This is a genomic window from Gordonibacter sp. An230, assembly GCF_002159915.1.
GTDB lineage: Bacteria > Actinomycetota > Coriobacteriia > Coriobacteriales > Eggerthellaceae > Rubneribacter.
In genome coordinates this window covers 1-1,633 of record NZ_NFJP01000066.1, presented here as the reverse complement: position 1 = coordinate 1,633, position 1,633 = coordinate 1, and the positions used below count along the sequence as shown (strand labels likewise).

The following is a 1,633-nucleotide window of genomic DNA, read 5'->3' as shown; positions in this document are numbered from 1 at the left end:
GAGTTCGCGGCCTTCGCCCGCCAGGCCGCCAAATTGGAATTTGTCGCTCCGGTTCAGTACAATAATCAATGCAGATTCCAATTTAACGAAGGGCATTCGCATGATAACCGGCGCGGCAAAAAGCAAAGTCGATGATGTCTGGCAAAAGATGTGGGAAGGCGGCATAACCAACCCCATCGAGGTGATAAGCCAGCTCACATACCTCATGTTCATGCGCTCGCTCGATGAGAAGGAATTCGAAATCGAGCGCATCGAAATGCTCGCCGAAGAGCCGCAGAACCATATCTTTCCGCAAACGCCCGAGGGACAGCAAATGCGCTGGAACAGGTTCAAAGACCTCGAGCCCGAAACCATGCTGAACATCGTCCAAAACGAAGCGTTTCCCTACATCAAATCGCTCAACGACGGGACGCCCTTCTCCACCTGCATGGAAAGCGCCACGTTTGGCATTCAGAACCCGCGCACGCTGCAAAAAGCCGTCAGCGGCATCGAGAACCTCATGCACGACTTCGATGAGCATATCGGCGATTTGGGCGACTTGTACGAATACATGCTCAGCAAGCTATCCACCGCCGGCACCAACGGCCAGTTCCGCACGCCCAAGCATATACGCGACATGATGGTGCGCTTGGTGAAGCCGCAACCGAGCGAGCTTATCTGCGATCCGGCTATGGGCACGGCGGGCTTCCTCATCAGTGCCGCCGAGTTTTTGCGCGGCGAGTACGAGGAAACCATGTCGGAATCGGATTGGGCCGCGTTCTCGGGAGAGCGAGACGGCAGGCAGCAGTTCAGCGGCTTCGAAATGGATCAAACTATGCTGCGCATCAGCGCCATGAACATGATGCTGCACTCGGTGGACATGCCTGACATCCGCTATCTGGACTCCATCAGCAAGCACAACACCATCCGAAACAAGTACGATCTTATTTTAGCGAACCCCCCGTTCACCGGCAGTGTGGATGCCGAGGACATCGACCCCAGCCTGAAGGCCATTTGCGATTCCAAACAAACTGAATTGCTGTTCGTCGCCCTCTTCTTGCGCATGTTGAAAATCGGAGGACGCTGCGCCTGCATCGTACCAAACGGCGTGCTGTTCCGAAGCAATTCCAAAGCCTACACGCAGCTTCGGCGCGAACTGATTGAGAACCAAAAGCTCGAAGCCGTCATCTACATGCCGAGCGGCGTGTTCAAGCCCTATTCGGGCGTGAGCACCGCCATTTTGGTGTTCACCAAAACCAACGCAGGTGGAACCGACAACGTATGGCTGTACAACATGGAACACGACGGCTTCACGCTCGACGACAAGCGCGACCCCGACGAAACGCACAACGACATCCCCGATCTTCTTCAACGCTGGAACCATCTCGATGCAGAACGAGATCGCGAGCGCAACCAAAAAAGCTTCTTGGTTCCCAAGCAGGAAATCGCTGATAACGGCTACGATTTCAGCTTCAACAAGTACACCGCCACCGAATACGAGCGCATCGAGTACCCGCCGACCAGCGAAATCCTTGCAGATCTCGCCAAGCTCAACAGGGAGATGTCAGAAGGCCTACGAGAGCTGGAACTCATGCTGAAGGGCGATCGGAATGAATAAGCCCGACCAAAACAGCAAACCCGCGTTTAGCGGGGA

At 55.1% G+C, this 1,633-nt stretch carries 1 protein-coding gene; it reads left to right on the top strand.

Going from position 1 to position 1,633, the window contains the following annotated elements; genetic code table 11:
- A partial coding sequence (locus B5F40_RS15690) for a type I restriction-modification system subunit M (protein WP_204217464.1) occupies positions 1 to 1,597 on the top strand: 1,597 nt, incomplete at its 5' end.
- Positions 1,598 to 1,633: the final 36 nt, after the last annotated feature.